At 64.4% G+C, this 24,234-nt stretch carries 24 protein-coding genes; 14 read left to right on the plus strand and 10 right to left on the minus strand.

What is annotated here, in order from left to right; translation table 11 throughout:
- The first annotated feature begins 8 nt into the window (after window positions 1–8).
- On the plus strand, window positions 9–620 hold the full coding sequence (locus ACVWYQ_RS09240) for a PilZ domain-containing protein (protein ID WP_026312634.1): 612 nt from the start codon (window positions 9–11) through the stop codon (window positions 618–620).
- A 330-nt stretch (window positions 621–950) separates the two neighbouring features.
- Window positions 951–1,574, plus strand: a complete 624-nt coding sequence (locus ACVWYQ_RS09245) for a transglutaminase-like cysteine peptidase (RefSeq protein ID WP_271544701.1) — start codon at window positions 951–953, stop codon at window positions 1,572–1,574.
- A 120-nt stretch (window positions 1,575–1,694) separates the two neighbouring features.
- On the opposite strand, the gene ACVWYQ_RS09250 is transcribed toward ACVWYQ_RS09245, so the two are convergent.
- Both ACVWYQ_RS09250 and ACVWYQ_RS09255 read right to left on the minus strand, forming a co-directional pair.
- The gene (locus ACVWYQ_RS09250; protein WP_404540144.1) at window positions 1,695–3,455 is read right to left on the minus strand and encodes a CYTH and CHAD domain-containing protein; all 1,761 of its coding nucleotides are present in this window, start codon (window positions 3,453–3,455) and stop codon (window positions 1,695–1,697) included.
- Between the two features lie 179 nt (window positions 3,456–3,634).
- Window positions 3,635–5,182, minus strand: coding sequence for an FAD-dependent oxidoreductase (locus ACVWYQ_RS09255; RefSeq protein WP_404540141.1), 1,548 nt, complete (start codon window positions 5,180–5,182; stop codon window positions 3,635–3,637).
- Window positions 5,183–5,309: 127 nt separating this feature from the next.
- On the opposite strand from ACVWYQ_RS09255, the gene ACVWYQ_RS09260 reads away from it, so the two are divergent.
- The 3 genes from ACVWYQ_RS09260 to ACVWYQ_RS09270 all read left to right on the plus strand — a co-directional run bounded on the left by ACVWYQ_RS09260 (window position 5,310) and on the right by ACVWYQ_RS09270 (window position 7,540).
- Entirely contained in the window at window positions 5,310–5,537 is a 228-nt protein-coding gene (locus ACVWYQ_RS09260; protein WP_456725585.1) for a hypothetical protein, read from the plus strand.
- Between the two features lie 105 nt (window positions 5,538–5,642).
- On the plus strand, window positions 5,643–6,458 hold the full coding sequence (locus tag ACVWYQ_RS09265; RefSeq protein ID WP_157280639.1) for a helix-turn-helix domain-containing protein: 816 nt from the start codon (window positions 5,643–5,645) through the stop codon (window positions 6,456–6,458).
- 104 nt (window positions 6,459–6,562) lie between these two features.
- Entirely contained in the window at window positions 6,563–7,540 is a 978-nt protein-coding gene (locus tag ACVWYQ_RS09270) for a Bug family tripartite tricarboxylate transporter substrate binding protein (RefSeq protein ID WP_271544704.1), read from the plus strand.
- A 40-nt stretch (window positions 7,541–7,580) separates the two neighbouring features.
- Here the strand turns inward: ACVWYQ_RS09270 and ACVWYQ_RS09275 are convergent, their stop codons facing one another.
- Window positions 7,581–8,288 carry a GntR family transcriptional regulator gene (locus ACVWYQ_RS09275; RefSeq protein WP_404540137.1) on the minus strand — a complete coding sequence of 236 codons (708 nt, stop codon included), beginning with the start codon at window positions 8,286–8,288 and terminating at the stop codon, window positions 7,581–7,583.
- A 257-nt stretch (window positions 8,289–8,545) separates the two neighbouring features.
- On the opposite strand from ACVWYQ_RS09275, the gene ACVWYQ_RS09280 reads away from it, so the two are divergent.
- The 6 genes from ACVWYQ_RS09280 (at window position 8,546) to ACVWYQ_RS09305 (ending at window position 14,129) form a co-directional block, all read left to right on the plus strand.
- Window positions 8,546–9,532 carry an ABC transporter ATP-binding protein gene (locus ACVWYQ_RS09280; protein ID WP_456725586.1) on the plus strand — a complete coding sequence of 329 codons (987 nt, stop codon included), beginning with the start codon at window positions 8,546–8,548 and terminating at the stop codon, window positions 9,530–9,532.
- 41 nt (window positions 9,533–9,573) lie between these two features.
- Window positions 9,574–10,863, plus strand: coding sequence for an ABC transporter substrate-binding protein (locus ACVWYQ_RS09285; protein WP_036029687.1), 1,290 nt, complete (start codon window positions 9,574–9,576; stop codon window positions 10,861–10,863).
- A 5-nt stretch (window positions 10,864–10,868) separates the two neighbouring features.
- Window positions 10,869–11,822 carry an ABC transporter permease gene (locus ACVWYQ_RS09290; protein ID WP_157280642.1) on the plus strand — a complete coding sequence of 318 codons (954 nt, stop codon included), beginning with the start codon at window positions 10,869–10,871 and terminating at the stop codon, window positions 11,820–11,822.
- A gap of 3 nt (window positions 11,823–11,825) precedes the next feature.
- Window positions 11,826–12,704: an ABC transporter permease gene (locus ACVWYQ_RS09295; protein WP_271544712.1), complete on the plus strand. Its 879-nt coding sequence runs from the start codon at window positions 11,826–11,828 to the stop codon at window positions 12,702–12,704.
- 21 nt (window positions 12,705–12,725) lie between these two features.
- Window positions 12,726–13,457: an aspartate/glutamate racemase family protein gene (locus ACVWYQ_RS09300; protein ID WP_271544714.1), complete on the plus strand. Its 732-nt coding sequence runs from the start codon at window positions 12,726–12,728 to the stop codon at window positions 13,455–13,457.
- A 180-nt stretch (window positions 13,458–13,637) separates the two neighbouring features.
- Window positions 13,638–14,129, plus strand: coding sequence for a hypothetical protein (locus ACVWYQ_RS09305; RefSeq protein WP_271544716.1), 492 nt, complete (start codon window positions 13,638–13,640; stop codon window positions 14,127–14,129).
- 180 nt (window positions 14,130–14,309) lie between these two features.
- On the opposite strand, the gene ACVWYQ_RS09310 is transcribed toward ACVWYQ_RS09305, so the two are convergent.
- The 4 genes from ACVWYQ_RS09310 to ACVWYQ_RS09325 form a co-directional block, all read right to left on the minus strand.
- Window positions 14,310–14,678 (minus strand): hypothetical protein, encoded by a 369-nt coding sequence (locus tag ACVWYQ_RS09310; protein ID WP_404546179.1) that lies wholly within the window; start codon window positions 14,676–14,678, stop codon window positions 14,310–14,312.
- Between the two features lie 145 nt (window positions 14,679–14,823).
- Window positions 14,824–16,518 carry a PAS-domain containing protein gene (locus tag ACVWYQ_RS09315; RefSeq protein ID WP_404540128.1) on the minus strand — a complete coding sequence of 565 codons (1,695 nt, stop codon included), beginning with the start codon at window positions 16,516–16,518 and terminating at the stop codon, window positions 14,824–14,826.
- 131 nt (window positions 16,519–16,649) lie between these two features.
- Window positions 16,650–17,180 (minus strand): gamma carbonic anhydrase family protein, encoded by a 531-nt coding sequence (locus ACVWYQ_RS09320; protein ID WP_404540125.1) that lies wholly within the window; start codon window positions 17,178–17,180, stop codon window positions 16,650–16,652.
- 84 nt (window positions 17,181–17,264) lie between these two features.
- Window positions 17,265–17,594 carry a DUF6949 family protein gene (locus ACVWYQ_RS09325; RefSeq protein WP_157280648.1) on the minus strand — a complete coding sequence of 110 codons (330 nt, stop codon included), beginning with the start codon at window positions 17,592–17,594 and terminating at the stop codon, window positions 17,265–17,267.
- Window positions 17,595–17,816: 222 nt separating this feature from the next.
- Between ACVWYQ_RS09325 and ACVWYQ_RS09330 the strand changes: the two genes are divergently transcribed.
- Together ACVWYQ_RS09330 and ACVWYQ_RS09335 are read left to right on the plus strand one after the other, a co-directional pair.
- A complete protein-coding gene (locus ACVWYQ_RS09330) occupies window positions 17,817–18,524 on the plus strand; it encodes a hypothetical protein (protein ID WP_404540121.1) in 708 nt (235 codons plus the stop codon).
- A 256-nt stretch (window positions 18,525–18,780) separates the two neighbouring features.
- A complete protein-coding gene (locus ACVWYQ_RS09335; RefSeq protein WP_456725587.1) occupies window positions 18,781–20,604 on the plus strand; it encodes a caspase family protein in 1,824 nt (607 codons plus the stop codon).
- A gap of 284 nt (window positions 20,605–20,888) precedes the next feature.
- On the opposite strand, the gene ACVWYQ_RS09340 is transcribed toward ACVWYQ_RS09335, so the two are convergent.
- Both ACVWYQ_RS09340 and cysE read right to left on the minus strand, forming a co-directional pair.
- A complete protein-coding gene (locus ACVWYQ_RS09340; protein WP_007602550.1) occupies window positions 20,889–21,107 on the minus strand; it encodes a DUF3126 family protein in 219 nt (72 codons plus the stop codon).
- A gap of 130 nt (window positions 21,108–21,237) precedes the next feature.
- Window positions 21,238–22,062: a serine O-acetyltransferase gene (gene cysE, locus ACVWYQ_RS09345; protein ID WP_145640657.1), complete on the minus strand. Its 825-nt coding sequence runs from the start codon at window positions 22,060–22,062 to the stop codon at window positions 21,238–21,240.
- Between the two features lie 274 nt (window positions 22,063–22,336).
- Between cysE and ACVWYQ_RS09350 the strand changes: the two genes are divergently transcribed.
- Window positions 22,337–23,695, plus strand: coding sequence for a hypothetical protein (locus tag ACVWYQ_RS09350; RefSeq protein ID WP_404540115.1), 1,359 nt, complete (start codon window positions 22,337–22,339; stop codon window positions 23,693–23,695).
- Between the two features lie 123 nt (window positions 23,696–23,818).
- Here the strand turns inward: ACVWYQ_RS09350 and ACVWYQ_RS09355 are convergent, their stop codons facing one another.
- Window positions 23,819–24,232 carry a hypothetical protein gene (locus ACVWYQ_RS09355; protein WP_404540112.1) on the minus strand — a complete coding sequence of 138 codons (414 nt, stop codon included), beginning with the start codon at window positions 24,230–24,232 and terminating at the stop codon, window positions 23,819–23,821.
- Window positions 24,233–24,234 lie beyond the last annotated feature (2 nt).

The raw sequence follows: 24,234 nt of genomic DNA on the forward strand, positions 1-24,234 counted from the left end.
TGTTGGAAATGGCGTTGGCGAACAAAAAATTTCTTCCGGCCGCCGAGGAGCGCAGGCGCTTCCAGCGGGTGAAGGTGCACCTGCTCGGCCGCTACATGTTGCCGGACCGCCGGGAATTCCCCTGCCAGGTGATCAACATGTCGCCGGGCGGCCTCGCCTTGCTCGCCCCCGGCATCGGCAATGTCGGCGACCGCGTGGTCGCCTATCTCGACCATATCGGCCGCGTCGAGGGCAAGATCACCCGGATCATCGACAACGGCTTCGCCATGACCATCGGTGCGACGCCGCGCAAGCGCGACAAGCTCGCCGCGCAGCTGACCTGGCTCGCCAACCGCGACATCCTCAATCTGCCGGAGGACCGCCGCCACGACCGTATCGTGCCGCGCAACCCGATCGCGGTGCTGACGCTCGAGGACGGCACCAAGATGACCTGCCGCATCATCGACCTCTCGCTGTCGGGCGCGGCGATCGCTGCCGAGAACCGGCCGCCGCTGAAATCGACGGTTCTGCTCGGCCGGGTCCAGGGCCGCGTGGTCCGAAACCTCGAGGACGGCTTCGCGCTGGAGTTCATGCACGAGCAGCCGGCAGAGACACTCGAAGAGAGCGTTACCGCGCGGTAAAGCGCAAGGACGCGAAAACCTCCATATTTCCAGGCTCGAAGGCGGCTTCCGCGATGCGGACGCCGCCTTTTTCATGTCCAGCGGCGAATGGCCAGCGGTTAACGGAGGGGCTGCAGATAAGCGCAAACAACGCTCCTCCCAGCGCTTCCGCGTTAATAGATAAAATTTGAATCAATTGCAGTCATATCCAATTTTACGCGAATTCTATTCAAGTATAGATCGAATTCGCCGCGCCTTTTACTTGCATTCGTCTCGACTTGACTTGGTCGACTTAGCGGCAACTCAAAAGCTCCGTGCGAAATGTGGTCCCAACAAGAAACGGGGGCCGCAATGTTTGACTTCAGGGGACGGGGGAAGGGACTGGCGCTGGCCGCCATGCTCTTCGGGATCAGCGCGGCAGCGCAGGCCGGCGAAGGCCGTCTGCTCTACGCGAGCCTCGGCGACACCACGCGTGCGCCGATAGGCTGGGTCGAGTTCTGCGCGGACAATGCTGCCCAGTGCCAGGGCGCACCGCTGCAGCCGCGCGACATCGTGATGTCGCAGGCCGCATGGCGCGACCTCATCAAGGTCAATCGCTGGGTCAACGAGACCGTCAAGCCTCTGACCGACCAGGAGCACTGGGGCGTGATCGAGAAGTGGTCGCTGCCGTCAGACGGTTACGGCGACTGTGAAGACTACGTGCTGTTGAAGCGCAAGATGCTGATGGATGCCGGCTGGCCGCGCCAGGCCCTGCTCATCACCGTGGTGCGCGACAAGAAGGGCGAAGGCCACGCGGTGCTGACGGTGAAGACCGACAAGGGCGAGTTCATTCTCGACAATCAGAACGAGAACGTCCTCGCCTGGACGGAGACCGGCTACCGCTTCGTCAAGCGCCAGTCGCAGAGCGATCCCAACGTCTGGGTCTCGCTGGGCGATACCAAGCCGGCGGTCTCCACCGCCAGCGCCAAAGATTAGTAGGAACGAGACAACAGGTTACGCGACCCGGTCACATCCCCACCCCTCCCCGTCCCAGACCGGTTCGCGCGCGCCCAGCCATCCCCCAATGGCTGGGCGCAACTTTTTGGGAAAGCGCGATCAGCTCTGCTCGCCTTGGCGCGACCAGGGCACGCGTGCGGCGGCAAAATCCCGCCAGCTATCCTGCAAGCCCTGCTGCATGCCGATCGATGCCCGCGCCTGCCAGCCGGCGATCGCGGCCGCCGCAATGGCGCTGTCACGATCGTCAGTGCCGAGCCCGTCGAGCAACGAGGCCGTCACCGCCATGTCGTTGAAGACGCCGAGCTCCTCCTGCAAGCCGGCGACCCGGCGCGCGAATTTTCGTGCGGACTTGCGATCCTCGTACAGCGGCAGCAGGAACTCGCTGAGATAGCGCAGCCGCTTGGTGGCGAGCCGCACGCGGTGCAGCTCGTCGACCGTCAGCGACTTGAAGCGGCGACCGCGCTTGAGTGCCTTCGCATACTGCTCCGACAAGACGCGCTCGGCGAAATTGACGGCGGGCTCCGCGAGCCGGCCGAGATCTTGCGCCGCAACGCCGTTACGCCAGCCACGCGTCTCGATCCAACCGCCAAGACTGATCAGGAAGAGCGCGCAGCGGCGATCATCGAGCGCGTGGCGGGCGCTGCGATAAGCTTCCGCCTGACGCTGAGCCGCGGCCCGCCCAAGCGCATCGAAACCCGCGACCGACGGACAAGCTTTTGCGATCGCCGGCAAGGTGGCGAGCTGGAACACGTCCCAGTCGCGCGCGGCAGACAGGCCTTGCGCCAGCCATTTGGCCTCCGAGCGCAGCGCCTCGAGGTTGCTGAGCGCGCCGACCGATCGCATCAAGTCGAGCGCGGATCGCAGCCGGCGCAGCGAGACGCGCAGCTGATGCACGCCTTCCGGATTGCGGCCGTCCTCGGCCGCCGGCAGCGATTGCAGCAGGTGAAGGAAGCAGGCGCGCAGGATGGTCGCGAAGGCTTCGTCGAGCGTCACGGAGGGATCGAGACGAAGCTTGCGCGGCCGGCGAGCCGACGGCGGCAGGTCCGCGGCAAGATCGAATCCGCGCGCGGACTTGCTGCGGATGGACGGCTTCACCGTTCCGTGCTCCGCAAGGCGCAGCGCGATCTCGTAGATCGCGCTGGCGCTGCCGCTCTTCAGCTCCAGCTCGATCTCGCTGACAGGAACCGACCGGTCGCCGGCCATCAGCTCACCCTGGTCGAAGGCGACCTCGACCGTGCCGGACGGCAGGTCGACGATGCGCGTGTGCCGATGCACATCGGCCGTGAACACCGCTTCAAGCGGCTGCGCGTCGAGCTGGCCGCGAAGCTTCTCCGGAATGAACGGCATCGCCAAGGCGAGATCGGGCGCAAGCGACGGCACGCTTGCTTCCCATTCGCCGCGACGCAACGGATCGTCCGCAACCTCGGTCTTCACGGTCTGCACGAAACGCGTGCCGCTCTGGCGGACGCGCAAGCTCAGGCCGGCACGACGAAGCGCCCGCTCGGGCGTGTCGTAGTAGACGGATTTGAGACGTTTGCGCGTGCCCTTGTTGCGTGCGTTCGCCGCGATCACGGGCGCCGCGCCGAAATGCGCCATGCGATCGGCACCGACGAGCAGCTTGAGCTCGATTTCGGCGGCGGGAGATGCGGGCTGGGTCGGGCTCGGCGCGGGCGTCACGTCCTGCGATGGCGTCTGCTCAAGGGGAGCGCGCTCCTCGACCGTCGCGGGTTCCACGCTGACCTCCTCGCGTTGCCCCGGGAAGCCGGTGAGGAGCTGCGTTCTCTTGGTGTTCCCAACAGCAGTATTGGCTTCCGGCGCGCCCGGAGTCTTGCGAGCCGGCGCAGCATCTGACTTTAGCATTTGCGGTAACATGACAGTTCGATGACAAGGCGACAGGATATAGCCGGTACAGCCTGCGAGGACTAGTCACATCAGATCGCCGTGCGATCATGATTCACACGTAACGCGTCACACAAAAGGTGCCAGCCGTCAGCGCAAACCCCTTCAACGCCTGACCACGACGCGCCGAGGGATGCCGCTCATTCTGCCGCTTCAAGATTGGCCGGCTTTTCAGCCCCGCCGAGCGGGGAAACCGCCGGGCCGTTGAGCGCGGTGCCATCGGGTGCAAACTGCGATCCGTGACACGGGCAGTCCCAGCACTGTTCGAGTGAGTTCCAGTGCACGACGCAGCCCAAATGGGTGCAGCTCGCCGAATGCAAATGCAAATGTCCGCTTCGGTCCCGGCACGCCGCGATCTTCTTCAGGCCACTTCGGAAGAGGCGCCCCTCGCCGGGCCGCAGTTGTTCAGCGCTCGCGATTTCACTTGCGGTGAGATACTCCGCGAAATTCTTGATAGGGGTGATGTTCTCGCTGATGAACTCGCCGATGTTCCTTTGAATCTTCCGTGACGGAGCGTAGACGTCCTCCCAGGGACTGGCGCCGCTGGTGATGAGATCCGCGATCAGCATGCCCGCCACGAGCCCGTTCGTGATCCCCTGCCCGGAATCGCCGCTGACAACGAATACATGCTCCTCGTCGGGGCTGCGACCGATGAAGCCGGCGAAATCGACCGGCTCCAGCACCTGACCCGACCACCGATAGGTGACCTCGCGCAAATCCGGCAATCGCTCGCGCGCCCAGCGCTCAAGAGCGTCAAGGCGTTGTGCACCATCATTTGCCTCACCCGACTTGTGATCTTCGCCGCCGATGATCACGATGTCCTCGTCGGCAGACAACGGTTGGAGGCGGACATAATGATAAGGATCGAGCGTATCCCAATAGAGCGCATCCTCCACGGCGCCCGCGGCAATCTTCGCGGCGAGCGCATAAGTGCGGTAAGGCGCCTGCTTGGCGTGGATCGCCACCTGAACATTGACGGGCGAGTTGGTCGCAACCACCACGTCGGCGGCGTGAACCTCGTAGCCTGAGGCGGTGGTGACGACCATGCTACCCTGGCGTTGCTGGATGCTCTCGACGCAGGTGTCGGCATAGAGCTGGGCGCCCCGGCGCTGCAGTGCGCTCGCCAGACCGGCGAGATATTTAGTCGGATGCAGGCGCGCCTGGCGCGGAAAGCGCAGCGAACGCGTCTGCCTCCCGTCATGGAACGGTGTCGGCTCAATGCGATTTTCGACGGGGATCTGCAGCTTGCGACAGCAGCCCAATTCACTATCCAGTTCGGATGCGGACGTTTCGGGTGCCTGTACCCAGTAGCCATCGACGCGTTTAAAATCGCAATCGATGTGCTCGGCGCCCTGGATGGCCTCGACGCAATCGATCGCGGTAGCGACGCTCTGATAGTAACGCCGCGCACAGTCAGGGCCGCGGACTCGCACGAACGCATCGTAACCATCATCGAGCGCGGTCGCCAGATGCGCCGTGGTGCGCGCCGTCATCCCGCTGCCGATGCGGCCGCGATCGATCACTGCGACCGAACGTCCATGGCAAGCAAGCTCATATGCGACCGAAAGCCCGGCTATTCCGGAGCCGACCACGGCAACGTCCACGCCGACCGTACGCGACAGCACCGGAGCTTCGGCGACAGATACGTCCATCCAGAGGGACCGAGTGTGCTCATCCAATACGTTCATGGCGCTACTCCTCGGAAGAAGAAAACCATGCAGCAGAATGACGGTTCCTATGTGCGCTGCCGAACGAAACGTCGATGAGATGGCCGCATTCATTAGGAACCTTCATCGTGCTCGCGCTTGAACCGGCATGAAAAATCCATCACCGGGGATGCGCAGGGCGCTGCGCCAGGCGCGATTGTACGGGCACCTGCTCGTCCGCAACGACAGGCTGTATCACCCGGGCGGCAATCATCCGATCTGCTCGATACAGCTTGCACGAGAGATGGTCAGGTCAGGATGGATGACCAAGCACGACGGCGAATACGAGATCACGGCAGAGGGGCAGCTTGCCGCCGAAAGCGAACTCGGTCGCTGAGGAGCCGATGCGGCACCGTCCAATTCCCGGCCGGGGAGTCGGGCCTGTTGACTGTTCCGGCGATTGCATCATTGACTAGCGGCACGGTCCTCACAAAGAGCTGCCATGCCTTCGTTCCGTCCCGTTATCGCGTTGTCGAGAGGCCTCGAGGTCCTGCGCGTCATCAACCAGGAACGGCAATCGACCGTAGGCTCGCTGCACAAGGCGACGGGCCTCAACAAGGCAACAATCGTCCGCATGCTCGAAACGCTGGAGCATGAAGGATATGTGGTGCGGCGCGCCGAGCCGCCCAGCTATGCCCCAACCGGACGGGCGCTCCTGCTCAGCGCAGGCTACGACGAACCCAATTGGATCGGCGGTATCGCCGAACCGATGCTCAACAAGTTTCGCCAGCAGATTCAGTGGCCCTCGGACGTGGCCGTGCTCGACCAGGAATCCATGGTGATCGCGCACACGACCCGGATCGGCGGCTCGCTGCTGTTCCACCGTCCCCCGGGTTTTCGTTTTCCAGTGCTGGGCACCTCGATGGGGCGCGCCTATTTGGCGTTTTGCGAGCCGGCCGAGCAGGAGCGCATCGCGGCGCGCCTTGCCCTCAGCCCGGAGCCCTGGAACGACCTCGCCCGCAATCCCGCCAAACTCACGAAGGTGCTGCGCGCGATCCGGAAAGCCGGATTCGCAGTGATGGACGAGAGCTACAGCCGCCGCATCTTCGGCGGCGCCGTCTGGGCGATCGGCGTTCCCGTCGCTGTTCCGAACCGCCTGTTCGCAAGCATGAACGTGATGATGCTGCGCGAGGCCGTCAGCACCGAGGAAGGTCTCCGGCGCTTCGTGCCTCAGATGAAGAAAGTCGCCTCCGCACTGGCCGAGACGCTCAGCGCCAGGCTTGCTGCGGCAGGCCCGTCCGCGGCCGCCAAGAGGTAGCCATTTCACACAATGAAATGTTGTTTCTATTTGACTCTGCTCGTGTGACATCTCTGCCCGGCGTCCCAAGGGCGCCCAAAGACGCAACAAAACGGGAGGGGCAAGTGAAGACAATCGTCGCAATGCTGGGCGCTGCAATTGCAGGCCTGGTGCTGGCCACGGCTGACGGGGCTGCGGCCGAAGCCTGGCCGACCAAAGCAATCAAGATCGTCGTCTCGACGCCCGCCGGCGGCATCACCGATGCGTTCGCCCGCGCCTATGGCGATTATATCTCTCAGAAGCTCGGACAGCCGGTCGTCATCGAAAACAAGACGGGAGCGAGCGGCGCGCTGGCAGCCCAATCGGTCAAGGATTCGCCGGCGGACGGCCATACGCTGATGTACACGATCTCGTCCACGCTGCTCGGAAACCGGCTGCTGCTGAAGTCGCTCGCCTACGATCCGGACAAGGATTTCACGATCGTCGCGATGACGCCATCGGGTCATCTGCCGCTGGTCGTCCATTCCGCCACCGGTGCAAAGTCCATCGAAGATTTCGTCGCCTATGCGCGCCGCAACAAGGTCACGGCCGGCTCGTATGGGATCGGTTCGTTCGCGCACATCGCGATCGCCGAACTCAACCGCCAATATGGCCTCGACATCTCCATCGTGCATTACCGCGGCGAAGCGCCGATGTGGCAGGACCTGGCGGCCGGCGTCATCCAGGCCGCGACCGGCAGCTACCAAGCCGCGCTTCCGGTCCTTGATACCGGCGTCGGCCGCGCGATCGCTGTTCCGTCACTGGTTCGCATGAAGAAGCTGCCGGACACCAAGACGTTCACCGAGCAGGGGGTCACCGGCAAGGTCTTCCAGCTGACCAGCTTCACGACCCTGGTGGCGCCCGCTGCGACGCCGACCGATCGGATCGAGCTGCTGGCCAAGCTGATGGTCGAAGGCGGCAAGACCGAGCGTGTCCAGAAGCTGCTGGAGGCCTTCGGGGTCGATGCGCCGGCAATGGACCGCGCATCCTCGGTCGCCCTCTACGAAAAAGAAGGGCCGGTCTGGCTGGAGTCGATCAAGAATCTCGGATTGGAGCCACAATAGCGTCCGGACCCGCCGATCCCGTGCGCTGGCGACGCCCTTCTCACGTCCCCAGCACGTCCGCCAGCCGCAGTTCGTCGGCGGCGGGATCCTTCAGGAACAGCTCCGCCTCGATCTCGTTCAGGTGCGACAGCATCAAGGCGCCTGCGCGCGCCTTGTCGCGCTTGCGGATCGCGGCGGCGATCCCGGCGTGATGATCGGTGCCGCAGGCGGGCGTGTCGTGACGGCGGTAGAGCAGGATGATGAGCGAGGAGCGCGCGATCAGCTCCTTCAGGAAGCCGAGATAGATGCTGTGGCCGCTCATCTCGGCGACGAGACGATGAAACTCGCCGGAGAGCCGCACCGAGGCGCGGGCATCGCCGCGCAACTCGGCCTCGCGTTCTTCCGTGAGATGGTGCTGCAGGCGATCGAGCCAGGCCGGCGAGACCGCGTCAATGGCGCGGTCCACGATGTTGGGCTCGATCAGGCGCCGCGCCTCGAACACCTCGCGGGCATCAGCCGGCGTCGGGCGCGCAACGAAAGCGCCGCGATTCTTCTCGATGTTGACGATGCCCTCATACGCAAGCTGCTGCAGCGCTGAGCGCACCAGCGTCCGGCTCGCGCCGTAGATGTCGCCGATCTCGTCCTCCCCGAGCTTGGTGCCGGGCAGCAGACGATGCTCGAGGATCGCGGCGGTCACACCCTCCCGGATACGGCTGACGCGATCGCTCGCGTCTGGCGCATCGGGTTTCTGGCGGGTCTTGGCGGCCATGATTGTGAGGCTCGATCGACGAACGTTCGGCCTGCAATGTTAGTCGACGAGCTGTATCCAATCACAGGCGAAACTTTATACAATCTTCGCCCGTTTTGTGTGCAGTTGGCTGCACAGGTGACGGCCGGACAAATTGGGCCGGAATCGATCTAACGAACTGACTCCGCTGCACAGTTTTTGAAATTCGCACCGTCGCGGGCTGTTGGCACGGACCTTGCGGAGAGAGGCGGGACGCAACGCCCCTCCTCGGACACGCCATGGCCATTCCCGCCGCTCTCGAACTGGTCGCCGTCACCAAGCGCTACGACGCCACGCTGGCCGTCGACAACGTCAACCTGAAGATCCCGGCCGGCACCTATTGCTGCCTGCTCGGTCCCTCCGGCTGCGGCAAGACCTCGACGCTGCGCATGATCGCAGGTCACGAGGCGGTCAGCGAAGGCGACATCATCCTCGGTGCGCAGAACGTCACCGACCTCGAGCCCGCCAAGCGCGGCACCGCGATGATGTTCCAGTCCTACGCGCTGTTTCCGCACCTCTCCGTGCTCGACAACGTCGCCTTCGCCCTGAAGATGCGCGGCATCGACAAGCCGACGCGGCACAAGCGCGCCGGCGAATTGCTCGAGCTGGTCGCGATGAGCCAATATGCAGGCCGTCTTTCGGCGCAGCTCTCCGGCGGCCAGCAGCAGCGCGTCGCGCTCGCGCGCGCGCTGATCACCGAGCCGCAGATCCTCCTGCTCGACGAGCCGCTCTCGGCGCTCGATCCGTTCCTGCGCGTCAAGATGCGCGGCGAGCTGAAGCGGCTGCAGCGCGAGCTCGGCATCAGCTTCATCCAGGTCACCCACGGCCAGGAAGAGGCGATGGCCCTCGCCGACCACATCGTGGTGATGAACCACGGCAAGATCGAGCAGCAGGGCACGGCGCGCGACATCTTCCATCGTCCCCGCACCGAATTCGTGGCCCGATTCATCGGCGGCCATACCGTGCTCAGCGACGCCGGCAATCTCATCGCCGTTCGCGCCGATCAGCTCGGCATCGTGCCGTTCGTCGACGGCGCCTTCGGCGCGCCGGCGCTGCTGACCCAGACCGAGTATCAGGGCTCCTACATCGCCGTCTCGCTCACGCTCGACGACGGCACCGCCCTGTTCTCCCACGTTCCCGAGTCCACCTTCGACGTGCATCCGTTCCGTCCGGGCGATCGCGTGCTGGCGACCTGGGATCCCGCCAAGGCGCAACGCCTGCAATAGCACCCTTCACCACGGAAATGCGCAACAGAGGAGTGAGCGAAATGACCGAGACGACCAGGAAGACCGGCGTCAGCCGCCGCACGCTATTGAAGGGCACCGCGGGTCTCGCCGGCCTCGCCGCCGGCTCCGGCGCGATCACCGGCTTTCCTTACGTGAAGTCGGCCGATGCGAAGGTGCTGCGCTATCTCGGCACGGCCGTGAACGAGGGCGACGACATCGCCAAGCAGTGCCTGAAGGACACCGGCATCAAGATCGAATACATCACCGCAACCACCGACGACGTCACCAAGCGCGTGATGACCCAGCCGAATTCCTTCGACGTGCTGGATACCGAATATTTCTCGCTGAAGAAGCTTGTGCCGTCGGGCAACATCCTTGCGCTCGACGCCAAGAAGATCAAGGAGTTCGGCAACATCACGCCTGTCTTCACCAAGGGCGAGACGCCCGGCGGCAAGAAGATCGGCGGCCAGGGCACCGCGCCCTGGAAGGTGCTCTATCTGGAAGGCAAGGACTCCAAGAAGTTCGCGACGTCGGCGACCGAATTCGTCACGCTGATCCCGACCGTCTACAACGCCGACACGCTCGGCATCCGCCCCGACCTGATCAAGCGTCCGATCACTACCTGGGCCGAGCTGCTCAACCCCGAGTTCAAGGGCAAGGCTTCGATCCTCAACATCCCCTCGATCGGCATCATGGATGCCGCGATGGTCGTGGAAGCCTCCGGCAAGTACAAATATGCCGACAAGGGCAACATGACCAAGGAAGAGATCGATCTCACCATGAAGGTGATGACCGAGGCCAAGAAGGCCGGCCAGTTCCGCGCCTTCTGGAAGGACTTCAACGAGAGCGTCAACCTGATGGCCTCGGGCGAGACCGTGATTCAGTCGATGTGGTCGCCGGCGGTGACCAAGGTGCGCTCGATGGGCATCCCCTGCACCTTCCAGCCGCTGAAGGAAGGCTACCGGTCCTGGGCTTCCGGCTTCTGCGTGTCCAAGGGCGTCTCGGGTGCCAAGCTCGAATGGGCCTATGAATTCGTGAACTGGTTCCTGTCGGGTTTTGCCGGCGCCTATCTCAACCGCCAGGGCTATTACTCCGCCGTGCTCTCCACCGCGAAGGCGCACATGGAGCCCTACGAATGGGCCTACTGGATGGAAGGCAAGCCGGCCGAGAAGGACATCAAGGCGCCCGACGGCTCGCTGCTGGAAAAGGCCGGCGCGGTGCGTGACGGCGGCTCCTACGAGGATCGCATGGGCGGGGTCGCGTGCTGGAACGCCGTGATGGATGAGAACGACTACATGGTCCGCAAGTGGAACGAGTTCATCGCGGCGTAACGGACATGTCGGAAGAAGTCCTGCAACAGGCAGCCCCGGGCTTGATCCCGGGGTCGGGCACAGCGCGCGCCGCAAAGCCGACGCGCCTGTCGCCGTCCTTCATCTCCTGGCTCCAGGCCGGGCCGATGATGCTGGTGTTTCTCGCGTTCTTCCTCATTCCGCTCGTCTTCGTCGTCATCGTCTCGTTCTGGGACTACAACGAATACCAGCTGCTGCCGGCTTTCTCCGGCCGCGGCTACACCGACACGTTCGAGGGCTGCATCGCGCAGCTCCCTGAGCTCTGCACCATCGCCAAGACCTATCTGAAGACGCTGAAGCTCTGCTTCCTGGTCTGGGCCATCACCCTCTTCATCGGCTTCTGGGTCGCCTACTTCCTCGCCTTCCACGTCAAGTCCAAGACCTGGCAGATGGGCTTGTCGCTGCTCTGCACGATCCCGTTCTGGACCTCCAACGTGATCCGCATGATCGCCTGGATCCCGCTGCTCGGGCGCAACGGCCTGGTGAACACCGGCCTGATGAAGACGGGACTGATCAACCATCCGATCGAATGGCTGCTGTTCTCCGAATTCTCCGTCGTGCTGGCGCTGGTGCACCTCTTCACCTTCTTCATGGTGGTGCCGATCTTCAACTCGATGGTGCGCATCGACAAGTCGCTGATCGAGGCCGCCTATGATGCCGGCGCCAGCGGCTTCCAGACCCTCGTCAACGTCATCATTCCGCTGGCCAAGCCCGGCATCGTGATCGGCTCGATCTTCGTCATCACCATCGTGATGGGCGACTTCATCACCATCGGCGTGATGGGCGGCCAGCAGATCGCCGCCGCCGGCAAGATCATCGAGACGCGGGTCAACGCGCTGCAATTCCCCGCCGCCGCGGCCAATGCCGTGATCCTGCTCGCAATCACCTTCCTGATCATCACCATGATGTCGCGCATCGTCGACATCAAGAAGGAGCTCTAGAGCATGAAGGAAGGACGCCCGCGCTCGTTCTACGTGCTCGCGATCTTCTTCGCGGCCTATGTGCTGTTTCTCTACGGGCCGATGATCGCGATCTACGTGCTGTCGTTCCAGGGGCCGCAGGGCGGCCTCACCTTCCCGATGAACGGCGTGTCGACCTTCTGGATCGCGAAACTGTTCCAGGGCACCGGCATCGTCGATCTCGGTGCCGCCTTCCGCCGCTCGCTGCTGCTTGGCATCGTCGTGATGATCGTCACCGTCGTGCTGTCGGTCGCCGCCGGCATGGCATTCCGGCGCAAGTTCAAGGCGCAGAGCATCCTGTTCTACTCGGCGATCGCCAGCCTCATCGTGCCCTCGATCATCACCTCGCTCGGCATCTCGCTCGAGTTCCGAATCATCGACGACCTGATCAAGGCGCATTGGAACGAGAATTTCGAGACCTCGATGGGCCTGCTCACGTCCGGGCTCGGCGCGCACCTGACCTGGACGCTGCCGTTCGGGCTGCTCATCATGTTCGCGATCTTCAACCGCTTTGATCCGCGGCTGGAAGAGGCCGCGCGCGATCTCGGTGCGACACCGTGGCAGACGTTCCGCTATGTCGTGCTGCCGATCATCCTGCCCTCGGTGATCGGCATCGGCCTGTTCGGCTTCACGCTGTCCTGGGACGAGCTCGCACGCTCCAGCCAGGCGATCGGCGCGGTGAACACGTTGCCGCTGGATCTTCAAGGCCTCACCACCACCGTGACCAACCCCGACATCTACGCGCTCGGCACCGTGATCTCGGCAGTCTCGTTCACGGTCATCACGCTTGCGCTCGGCACCATTCACGTGCTCAACAAGCGGCAGGCGGCCAAGGGCTCGGACGCCGGCAAGGGACTCGTCTGAGATAAGGACTCGTCTGTTCTGATGCGGCTTCACGTCGTCAATCCCAACACAACCGCGTCGATGACGGCGAAGATCGCCGCTGCCGCGCGCAGCGTTGCCCTCGCGGGCACCGTGATCGATGCGCGTCAGCCGGCGATGGGCCCGGTCTCGATCGAGGGATTTTACGACGAAGCTTTCGCGGTGCCCGGCATGCTCGGCTGCATCCGCGAGGCCGATCGCGACGGCGCGGACGCACACATCATCGCCTGCTTCGACGACACCGGCTTGGATGCCGCGCGCGCCGCCGCCAAAGCGCCTGTGATCGGCATCGGCGAGGCCGGCTTCCACCTCGCGAGCCTGATCGCCGCTCGTTTTGCCGTGGTGACCACGCTCGGCGTCTCCATCGTTCCGATCGAGCACAATCTGCGCAAGTACGGCCTGGCCGAACGCTGCGTCCGCGTCCGTGCCGCCGAGGTCCCAGTGCTGGCGCTGGAAGAGCGCAACAATGATGCGCTCGGCAAGATCTCGGCGGAGATCACCGCCGCCATCCGTGACGATCGCGCCGAGGCCATCGTGCTCGGCTGCGCCGGCATGGCCGATCTCGCAGGCGAACTCGCCGCCACGCACGGCCTGCCCGTGGTCGACGGCGTCGCGGCCGCGGTGACGCTGGCGGAATCACTCGTGCGACTTGGACTGAAGACCTCCCGGCTCGGGCCCTATGCGGCACCGCGCGCAAAGAGCTATTCCGGGCCGTTCTCGCAATTTCAGCCTTGAGCCCTGCCCCCCGCGCTGCGCTCCGGGGCTGCAAGGGCCGCTGATCACTGGCTTTTTGCCGCTCAGCCTCTTTTTGGTCCCATTCCTTGCCGAAACGTAAGGCTTTCGGGACGCCCCGGTGACCCCTCTGGGTTGCCGGTCTTCGCCACTCACCAAGTTTCAATTTGGGTTTTGTCAGCGATGATCGATCTCGCCCAGGACAGGCCGTCCAACACCCTCCTTCGCCTTGGCGCCCAGCCGATCGCGCTGACTGCTGCAGCCCTCCTGCTGCTGATCGCCGGCGTGACGTCGATCGCAATCTGGCGGGCCTATACCGGCGCCGCCCCCGAGAGCGACCGGGTGGTGGCCTCGCGGCAGCTTCAGGCCCGCGCCGCCCAGGCCTCCGAGCAGCTGGTCGAGAAGACCAAGGGGCTGGAGGCGACCCAGCAGGAATCGATCGACCAGCTCCAGGTGGTGCAGGACCAGCTTCAGACGATGAAGCGGCTGCTGGCGGCGCAACAGGCCGACACCAAGCGCCTGTCCGAGCAAGTCACGGCCTTGAACGAATCCATCGACGGCCTGCGGCAGTCCTTTGCCAGTGCACGGGCGACCGAGGTCGAGACGCCCACGGTTACCCGCAGGAAACCGGCGCGCCGCGTCCACGCCAGCGCACGCAAGCGCTCGGGCGGCTGAGCCGGTCACGGTGCGGGAACTTTATTTTCGCCACTTGTGAACTGGATCACATTCGCCGGTATGATTCCGCGCGATGCTCGCCGTTACCGGATGGCGTGAGCCGATTTCAATATCCGGGGCTGGCAAGGTCGTTGACGGTATACTGCGTCAACGACCTTGTTTTTTAACAGCTATTCCGCCTCACTCGCAGACGTCGACCTGGCGGTAGCGCCATCCCGACGGGGTCATGACGCGCTTGCGCGCGACGTAGCAGCCGCCATAACCGTCGTTGTAGCCGGCGCCATAATAGGTGGGGCCGCCGTAGTAGGGGTAGCCGTAATAACCGCCGTAGTAGCCGGCGCCGGCGAGACCTACCCCGATCCCGACCCCTGGCCAGAAGCCGCCGCCATGCCAATGACGGTGCCCCCAGCCATGGAAGCCGCCACCATGGAAGCCGCCGCCGTGAAAGCCTCCACCACGTCCGAAACCGCCGCCCGCCTCGGCCTTTTGTGGCGCCGACAGCCCGACCGCCGCCACGGCCAGCGCCGCCATCATCATCCTGCGTAACATCACTCGATCCTCCGCGCGGAGGTCGCTCCACGCTTCAAAGCAGGACCAAGCTACCGTCAGTCGGCCATTCGTGACAGCCACGCTGTCTCACTTCCGCGCGAGCATCGGCGGCAGATGCTCTTCATTGTCCTACCTTGCCCGTCCACTACGCGGCAGCACCCATCTCCGCCCCGAGATCCTCGACCATGGTCACGAAGATATGCGAATCCTCTCCGTCGCCGCCGATTTGAAGGCGCCGCCACGACACCTTGCGCCGGCCGCGGATCGGGTTGTTGATCGTATCGGTGATGGGCTCGAGTTGCTGCTGCTGGGCGAGCAGCTGCTTGTCGCGCCGCTCGATCAGATCGGCAGTTTCCCTGGAGAACAGTTCGCGCGCGGTCTTGCCGACGATTTCGGCGCGCGACATGCCGATCTGCTTCTCGGCAGCCTTGTTGATGAACAGATAGCGCAGGTTGCGCGCATCCTTGGCGATGATGCCTTCGGTCACGTTCTCGACGACGATGGCGAGCAGGCGCTCCATGCGCTCGTGCATGCGCTCGCGCTGACGCTGTTCGGTGATGTCCTCCTGCACCGACACCCAGCCGCCGCCGTCCATCGGGCGCTCGTAGATCTTGATGACGCGGCCGTCGTTCAAGGCAAGCTCGTAGGCCGTCGGTTCGCGCCTGGCGATCCGGTCGAGCACCGCCGCGACATATTTCGCGACGTCGCCGCTGAACAATCCGCTCTTGACCCTGTGCTCGAGGATCTCCTCCAAGGTCGAGCCGGTCTGGATCGTCTCCGGCAGATCGTACATCTTCCGGTAATTGGCATTCATCGCGACCACATTGGCCTTGCCGTCGAGCATGATCAGCCCCTGCGGCATGTTGTTGATCGCCGCCGAAAGCTGCCACTTCTTGGCCTGGTACTTGTCGTTGAACTTGTCGCGCTCGGTCATCGCCGCGTCGCGCGCCTGCGCGGTGCCGAGCTCGAGCTCCTCGAGCTCGAAGATGCGCGCCACCGCGTCACGGAAATTCTGCACCGCGCGCGCAAGGCGCCCGATCTCGTCGTGACGGCGCAGATGCGGCACCTCGCTCTTGACGTCGCCCTGCGCGATCCGGTCGGTCGCCTGCGTGATATCGGCGAGGGCGCCGACCACCGAGTTCCGCATGACGACGACGTTCAACGCCGCGAGCATCAGCGCCACGAGCCCCAGCGCGAACAGATAGGCGGCTGCGTAACGGTGGCTGTCGGCGAGCTCGTCCGCCTCGCGGGCGCGCTGTTCGTAGATGCGCTCGAGCGCTTCGAGATCGCTGTTGAGCTTGCTGCGCAAGGTGCGGTTGGCGTCGTTGTCGCCCCACTCGCGGGCCGCGGCCGGGCTGATCTCGACGCCGCGGCGCACCAGCTCCTTGCGGAAGTCGATGAACTGCTGGATGCGCTGGCGGAAGGACGAGAACAGCTCGGCGTCGTCGTCGCGCACCGTGCGCTCCATGCTCTTCACGGCCTCGGCGAGCTCGCGGTTGCGCCGCACCAGCCCATCCGCGAACTGCTTCATCGCGGCACGATCGGCGGACATGTAGATGCCGCGCGATTCCATCACGACGGCGTAGATCAGGGCGTTGATGCGCCCGACGCCGACCGCCGCGTCGGCGGAGGTGGCATGCAGGTGGCGATACGTCGTCTGCAGGCGCACCGACTGGACCGACATCACCAGCAGGAACGTGGTGACGATCGCGAGAAAGGCGGCGATGCTGTAGACCTTCTCCGCGACGGTCAGCGTATCGACGCCGCGCACGAAACGGACCAATTTCTTCAAGAATTTGGTTCCGGCACTGAAGCCGGATTCCAGCGCCGCAGCGTTCATCGCGCCGCTCCTCCTGGTTGAAAACGCTGGATGATAAGCGTGATCGCGCTAGCAGAGGATTAAAGCGCCAACCTGTATTTTTACGGTCGAGCCGTGGCCGGGCTGGGGAGAAGCGCGGCCGGGCGGGCCGGTCAGTCGATCCGCTTCAGGCCCTGCTTGAAGCGCGGACCGTTGGCTACGTAGAACCGGGCCGCGCTCCCCATCTTCTGCACCTGGGCGTCGTCGAGCGTGCGGATCACGCGGGCGGGCGAGCCGATGATCAGCGAGCGTTCGGGGAACTCCTTGCCCTCGGTGATGACGGAGCCGGCGCCGACGATGCTGTTGCGGCCGATCTTTGCCCCGTTCATCACGATCGAGCCCATGCCGATCAGCGCGCCCTCCTCGATGGTGCAGCCGTGCAGGATGACGTTGTGGCCGACCGTGCAGTTCTTGCCGATGACCAGCGGAAAGCCGAGATCGGTGTGGCAGGTCGAGCCGTCCTGCACATTGGCGCCCTCGCCGACCTCGATCCACTCATTGTCGCCGCGCAGCACCGCGCCGAACCAGACGCTCGCGCCCGGCTTCAGGCGCACCCGGCCGATCACGGTCGCGGTCTCGGCGATGAAATAATTGCCGTCGGCGGGAAGGTCGGGCGCCTGCCCGTCGAGCTCGTAGATGGCCATGGGGGTCTCCTGTCGCGTTGACGAGTGGCATAGCCAAACAGCAGCCGCGACGCAAAGGGCCGGCCGCGCTCGAGGCGCTTCGGATCAGACCAGAAGGCCGGCGGCGCGCAGCGTCATCAGGAAGAAGGTGCCGCTCATCATGCTCCAGAACCCGGCGATGACGGTTGCCATCATCACGAATTCGACGCGGCGGCTTTCCACCCGCACGCCGCGCAGCGTGTTGCGCATGATGATGAAGGGCGCGGCGAACACCAGGAAGGGAACCGCCGCGAAGGTTTTCGGGGCCACGCCGTCCTGCAGCAGGCCGAAGCCGGCGGGCCGCTGCGCCAGCGCCTGGTATCCGTTCACGAGCGCGCCCGCGAGCGCGAAACCGATGCCGATCGAGAAGAAGGTGTTGAGAGCTTCAGGTGTCATCGGAAGTGCTCCGCCCTTACGCAACGCGCGTGCCTTCCTGTGACAAACAGAGCCCGTTAACGCTACATTATCCTTAAGGAAAGGTTAACGCGGCCGGGCGTCCGGTGCAGGGGCGTCCCCGATCCAAGCAGCCGGGAACGCTGCGCGAGAGCGCCGTCGCATGGCATATTCGCCGCTGATTCGTCGGCCATCGGCCGACCTCCGGTCGACCTCGCGCAATTCATGACATTGTTCTCGGCAGCTCCCCTCAGGTCCCCCCGCCCGCGCACTCGGGCGCATGTCGTCCCGATCGTGCTCGGCGGCGCGGCGGCGATCGCAGCTGTCGCGCTTGTCGCCTATCTGCTGTGGCCGACCTGGGGCAGCCGGGGCGCGAACGCGCCGGACAAGCTGCCGGTGAGCGTCGGCGGCACGTTGTTCAACCTGCCGGTGACCGCGATCCGGATGAAGATCCAGCGGCACTCGGGGCCGCAGGAGCGCATCGATCTCGACTTCCTCTATCCGTCGCTGGAGCCGCCGGGCGCGCCCAAGCACGTCACCTCCGACACGGCGGAAGCGGCGCTGCAGTCGATCGACCGCATCTTCCTGTCGATCGCGGCCCATCACGATGCGCTCTCGCCCGAGCAGCGCACGGCCATGATCTATCCGCGCTACCTCGACCAGGCAGCAGTGATGCCGGCGGACGGCCTGACGATGCGGATGTTCCGAAGCGATACGCCCTACGGCAGCGAGGACCTCTATTCGGCTGCGAGCCCGGCGCTGACCGCGCGCTGCACGCGCGATGCCGCCACCCCGGGCATGTGCCTCTCCGAGCGCCGCGTCGGCGGCGCCGACCTCACCTTCCGCTTTCCACGCAGCTGGCTGTCGCAGTGGCGCGAAGTGGCAGAGGCGATGGAGAGGCTGACCGCGCAGCTGCGCGGGCCGCGGGGCTGAGCGGGGTCGGCTGGAGCCTCCAAAAACAAAACGTCGAAAACAACCCCATGCACAGTAGCCAAGCGTTGGCAGCATCGAGTCTTTTCGTTTTTTTCGAATAATGATTGACCCATCGGGCCAAAACAGGGCATGATGGCCGCGATGCGTGGCACGGGGTTGCCCGGAGGGCGCATGGATGTGTGACTGATATCACTGAGCACAGATTGCGATTGGCCATGCTGCGAATAATCTGACGCTATTGCATTCGGGGGCTGGAATGCGGCTTCGGCTGTTTGTTTTGTTGATTGTTGCGAGCTGGGTCGGAGCCGGACCGGCGCTGGCTGAGAAGCGCGTCGCGCTGGTGATGGGCAACTCGGCCTACAAGAACGTGGCGCGGCTGGCGAACCCCGCGAACGATGCCACCCTGGTCGGCGGCATGTTCAGGAAGGCCGGGTTCGATACCGTCGACATCAAGCTCGACCTCAACGGTTCGGAGATGCGCCGGGCGCTGCGTGACTTCGGCGGCAAGGCGCGGGATGCTGGGGTCGCGGTGGTTTATTACGCCGGTCATGGCATTGAACTGGACGGCGTCAACTACCTGATCCCGACCGACGCGACGCTTGAGACCGACAGCGACGTGCTGGACGAAACGATCGCGCTGGACCGCGCGCTGTTCGCGGTCGAACCTGCAAAGCAGCTGCGCCTGATCATCCTCGATGCCTGTCGCGACAACCCGTTTGCCAAGACGATGAAGCGTACCATCGCCTCGCGTGCCATCGGCCGCGGCCTCGCCAAGGTCGAGCCAACCAGCCCGAATACGATGATCGCGTTCGCGGCGAAAGCGGGCTCGACGGCGTCCGACGGCGACTCCAAGAACAGCCCGTTCGCGGCGGCTCTCGTCGAACGTCTGCCGACGCCCGGGCTCGATCTGCGCAAGGCGTTCGGCTTCGTGCGCGACGACGTGCTCAAGAATACCGGCTACAAGCAGGAGCCGTTTGTGTACGGCTCGCTCGGCGGCGACGACGTGGCCCTGGTTCCGGCGAAGCCGGTCGCAGCGCCGGGCCCGCAAGCCAATCCTGACAGCGAAATCCGGCGCGACTACGAACTGGCGCTCCAGCTCGGCACGCGCGACGTTTGGACCGCGTTCCTCAATCGTTATCCCAGCGGCTTCTATACCGATCTCGCCAAGGCTCAACTCAACCGGATTTCTGCCGAAGACGCCCGCGCTGCAGCGGCGGAGAAGGCGCGGGCGGCCGAGGAGGAGAAGGCAAAGCTTGCCGCCGAACGGGCCAAGAGGGCCGAGCAGGAGAAAGCCGCAGCAGCGGCCAAGGCTGCCGAAGATGCTCGGATCGCCGCGGAGAAGGCCAATCGGATCGAAGAGGCCAAGGCGGCCGCCGCCGAGCAGCGCAGGAAAGACGCAGAAGCAGCCGCCAAGGCGCTGGCCGACAAGCAGGCTGCCGAGAAGGCGCTGGCCGAGAGGATCGCCAGCGAAAAAGCAGCGGCTGAGCTAGCCGCCAAAGAGAAGGCTCAGCGTGACGCTGAGCAGAAGGTCGCGGCCCTGGCCCCTGCTCAATCGGCGCCGAGTCTGTCGCCGCAGGAGACGGCCAAACTCGTGCAGTCAGAACTCCGTCGAGTCGGATGCCTCGCGAGCAATGCGGACGGCGACTGGAATGCGAACTCGCAGCGTTCGCTCACCCTCTTCAACAAATATGCCGGCACGAAGTTCGACGCCAAATTCGCGAGCTTCGAAGCGCTCGATGTCATCAAGGCCAAGCCGGGGCGCGTCTGCCCGCTGGTGTGCAATCACGGCTTCAAGGCGGACGGCGATACTTGCTTGAAGATCACCTGCCGCGCCGGCTTCCGCGTCAACGACGACAATCAATGCGAGAAGGTGCAGGACAAGAAGCCGATCGCGACCCGTGAAGATGCCCAAAAGCGAGACACGGAGCGCAAGCAAACCGAAGCTGCACCCGCGAAGCCGCAGTCGTCTGGTCAAATGGTCTGTTCCAGTGGAATCTGTCGTCCAGTTCGGTCAGGCTGTCGCCTTGAATCAAAAAGCACTACCGGCGGCTACAGTATAAACGTCGAAGTCTGCAATTGAAGGCGCGTGCCAGGATTCCTTGCTGCGGAAGAATTCCTGGATTGCTTCGCTTCGCTCGCAATGACGATGGGGAGAGCGCGCGCCTCGATCTCGATGCGTGCCCCGGACGCAGCGCAGCGTCACTTCGACGGTGCGCTGCTGAGCCGGGGTCCATGTCGGAGAGATGGGGTGTGTGGCTTCTGGGTTCCGGCTCTGCACTGCAACGCTAAGCAGCGTTGCAGTGCGTCCGGGACACGCGCGCGACCGAAGGCTCCGCTTCGCTCGCAACGACGGCATGACAACAATTATTCCTGATCGACCAGGTCGTCCTCGAGGATCGCCATCTGGAACTGGAACGAGCGATCGTCGTCCTCGTCGTCGACGAAGAGCACGCCGATGAATTCCTCGCCGATATAGACCTCGGCGGAATCGTCCTTCTTCGGCCGCGGCACGACGCGGATCTTGGGATTGCCGAATACGCGCTTCAAATATGCGTCGAGTTTTCTGACTTCTTTGACGTCCACGGCAAGTCTCCGATCGAAAATGGTCGGCGGGTTTTAGGACGAGATGCGGCGAACCGCCAGCACGAATTGTCAAAGAATTTAGGAACGAAAAGGGCCGGAAAATCCGGCCCTTCGCAGCATCAAGGCCTTCTCAGAGCCCCATCGCGTTGATCATCTGGTCCATGGTGCGCGACGGCTCGGCGCAGCCGGCTTCGCCGACGATCTTGGCCGGAACGCCCGCAACCGTGACGTTGTGCGGCACCGGCTTGACCACGACCGAGCCGGCGGCGATGCGCGCGCAATGGCCGATCTCGATATTGCCAAGGATTTTTGCGCCGGCGCCGATCAGCACGCCGTGGCGAATCTTCGGGTGACGATCCTCGTTCTCTTTGCCGGTGCCCCCTAACGTGACGCCGTGCAGGATCGAGACGTCGTCCTCGATCACAGCCGTCTCGCCGCAGACGAAGCCGGTGGCGTGGTCGAGGAAGATGCCGCGGCCGATGCGCGCGGCGGGATTGATGTCGGTCTGGAACACCGCCGACGACCGGCTCTGAAGGTAATAGGCGAAATCCTTGCGGCCCTTCAGATAGAGCCAGTGCGCGAGGCGATGGGTCTGGATGGCATGAAAGCCCTTGAAGTAGAGCAAGGGATCGATGAAGCGCGAGGTCGCGGGATCGCGATCGTAGACGGCGACGAGGTCGGCGCGGAAGGCGTTGCCGAGATCGGGGTCGTCGCGCAGCGCCTCGATATAGGCCTGGCGCACGAGGTCGCCCGACAGCGCGGAATGATCGAGCCGGTCGGCGACGCGGTGGACCACCGAATCCTCCAGCCGGCCGTGATGCAGCACCGCCGAATAGATGAAGGTCGCAAGCTCCGGCTCGCGGCGGACGATGTCCTCCGCTTCGCTGCGGATCCGGTCCCAGATCGGATCGAGCGATGCGAGCTTTCCTCCCGGATTGACCTGATGCACTGCCATGGGATCTGCTCTTTCGAATTGGCTGATTTTGTTGGCTCTATAGCACAGTCTAGGCGACTAAGTCCTGACGGGCTTGCCTGAGAGTGAACAGTGCCTTGCCCCGGAGAGCAAGCCAAAGCATTGATAAACAAGACTTTCTTCTGACGCCCGAGCGGCAAGGTTGGCTCAAGGTGGTCAGAGTTCCGCCAAATTCAAGGCGGGCCGCGTCAAACTATTGGTGAATTCGCCCCCAACCGTTATTGCGGGCATGATCCGAACTGGGGGCAGTGCCGATTTGACCATCACCACCGATCAACTGCGCGCGCGCGCCGCGGGCTCATTTTGGCTGCGGCTGGCGGCGGTGGCCCTGCCCCTCCTGATGATCGCGCCGGCGGTCTGGAACGGCTATCCGCTGTTGCAATGGGATACCGGCGGCTATCTCGCGCGCTGGTACGAGGGCTATCTCGTCCCCAGCCGCTCCACGGTGTTCGGCCTCTATTTGCACTATGGCGAGGGTTTCGGCTTCTGGATCAATCTCGCGATCCAGTCGCTGGCGACGCTATGGCTGCTGCAGCTCACGCTTCGCGTGTTGGGCTTGATGCAGACCTTCCGCTTCGTCGCGATCAGCCTCTCCCTGATGCTGTCGACCGCGCTGCCCTGGCTTGCGAGCATGCTGCTCACCGACATCTTTGCCGGGCTCGCGGTGCTGTCGCTGTTCCTCCTGGTGGTCGGCGCAAACCGGACCTCGACGCTCGAGAAGATCGCGCTGTTCGTCTTCACCGCCTTTGCCGCGGCAACGCACAGCGCCACGCTCGGCGTGCTGCTCGGACTTTGCGCAGCGGGTTGGATGGCGCGGCCGTTCGTGGGCAAACGGCTGCCCATTGCGGGATTGGCGCAGGCGAGCCTCACCATCGTTGCAGGCGGCCTGATGCTGGTCTCGGCGAATTACGCGCTGTCCGGCAAGCTGGCCTGGACGCCCGGCGGCTACGGCGTCGCCTTCGGCCGCATGATGCAGGACGGCATCGTCGCGCAATATCTCAACGACCGTTGCCCGCGCGAACGTTACAAGCTTTGTCCCTACCGCAACGAGCTGCCGGCGAGCGCCGACGAATTCCTGTGGGGCAAGAGCGTGTTCAACACGCTCGGCCGTTTCGCAGGCATGAATGAGGAGATGGGCACCATCGTCGTGCAGTCGCTGAAGGATTATCCGGCCTGGCAGGCCGGCGCGGCGCTCCGCGCGATGGGACAGCAATTGCTGCACGTGGCGACCGGCGAAGGCACCAACGGCTGGATCCCGCACACCCGCGGCATCATCGAGCGCTATATCCCCGCACAGGCCGCGCCGATGCGCGCGGCGCGGCAGCAGAACTGGGGCGTCAATTTCGATGTCGTGAACTGGCTGCATGTCCCGGTCGCGCTGGCCTCGATGCTGGCGCTGCTGGCGCTGCTCGGCCATGCGCTCGTGAGGCGCCGGCTGGACGATCTGACGCTGCTGGCGGCGACCGTGACGCTGGCCCTGCTCGGCAACGCCTTCATCTGCGGCGTGATCTCAGGGCCCCACGACCGCTACGGTGCGCGCATGGTGTGGGTCGCGACGTTCGTGGTGCTGATGGCGCTGGCGCGGCGTTGGGGCGATGATACCAAAGCGGAATGAACTTTGGTTCGATCGCGACAACGAGATACGCCCCTCTCCCGCTAGCGCAGGGCTATCGCCTATGACTTTTCGGACGGCCTGAGCACGCGCCTCGTCTTTCGAGATGACCGTAATGCCGTCATTTCACATCGCCTTGGCCAGCGCGAACAGCCGGAATTCCTCGAGTGCCGCGTGCCGATGCGGCGCGACTTCGCGCCGATAGGTCTCGGTGTCCACGATCGAGCGGAAGGTGGCGAAATCACCGTATTCATTGATGGCCGCTTCGTCCCAGCGTTCGCCCGGCGCGCCGACGAGGCTCGTCAGGACCGGGCCGGAAAACATCGGCGCGAGCGGCTTACCGGCTGCAAGACGCCGGAATGCCGGCCTGTAGCGTTCGTGAAAGGCTTCGCGGCCCGTGCACGGCGTGGCGTCGAAGCCGTCCTCGTAGCGCGCCTGCGCGCGGTAGCGCAGCAGATTGAGCATATAAACCGGCTGGCCGGGTGGGATTGCGCGCTCGGCGGCGTCGAGGGCTTGCAGCGTGATTTCGACGAGGTTCATGG

Source organism: Bradyrhizobium sp. USDA 3397 (assembly GCF_054060965.1).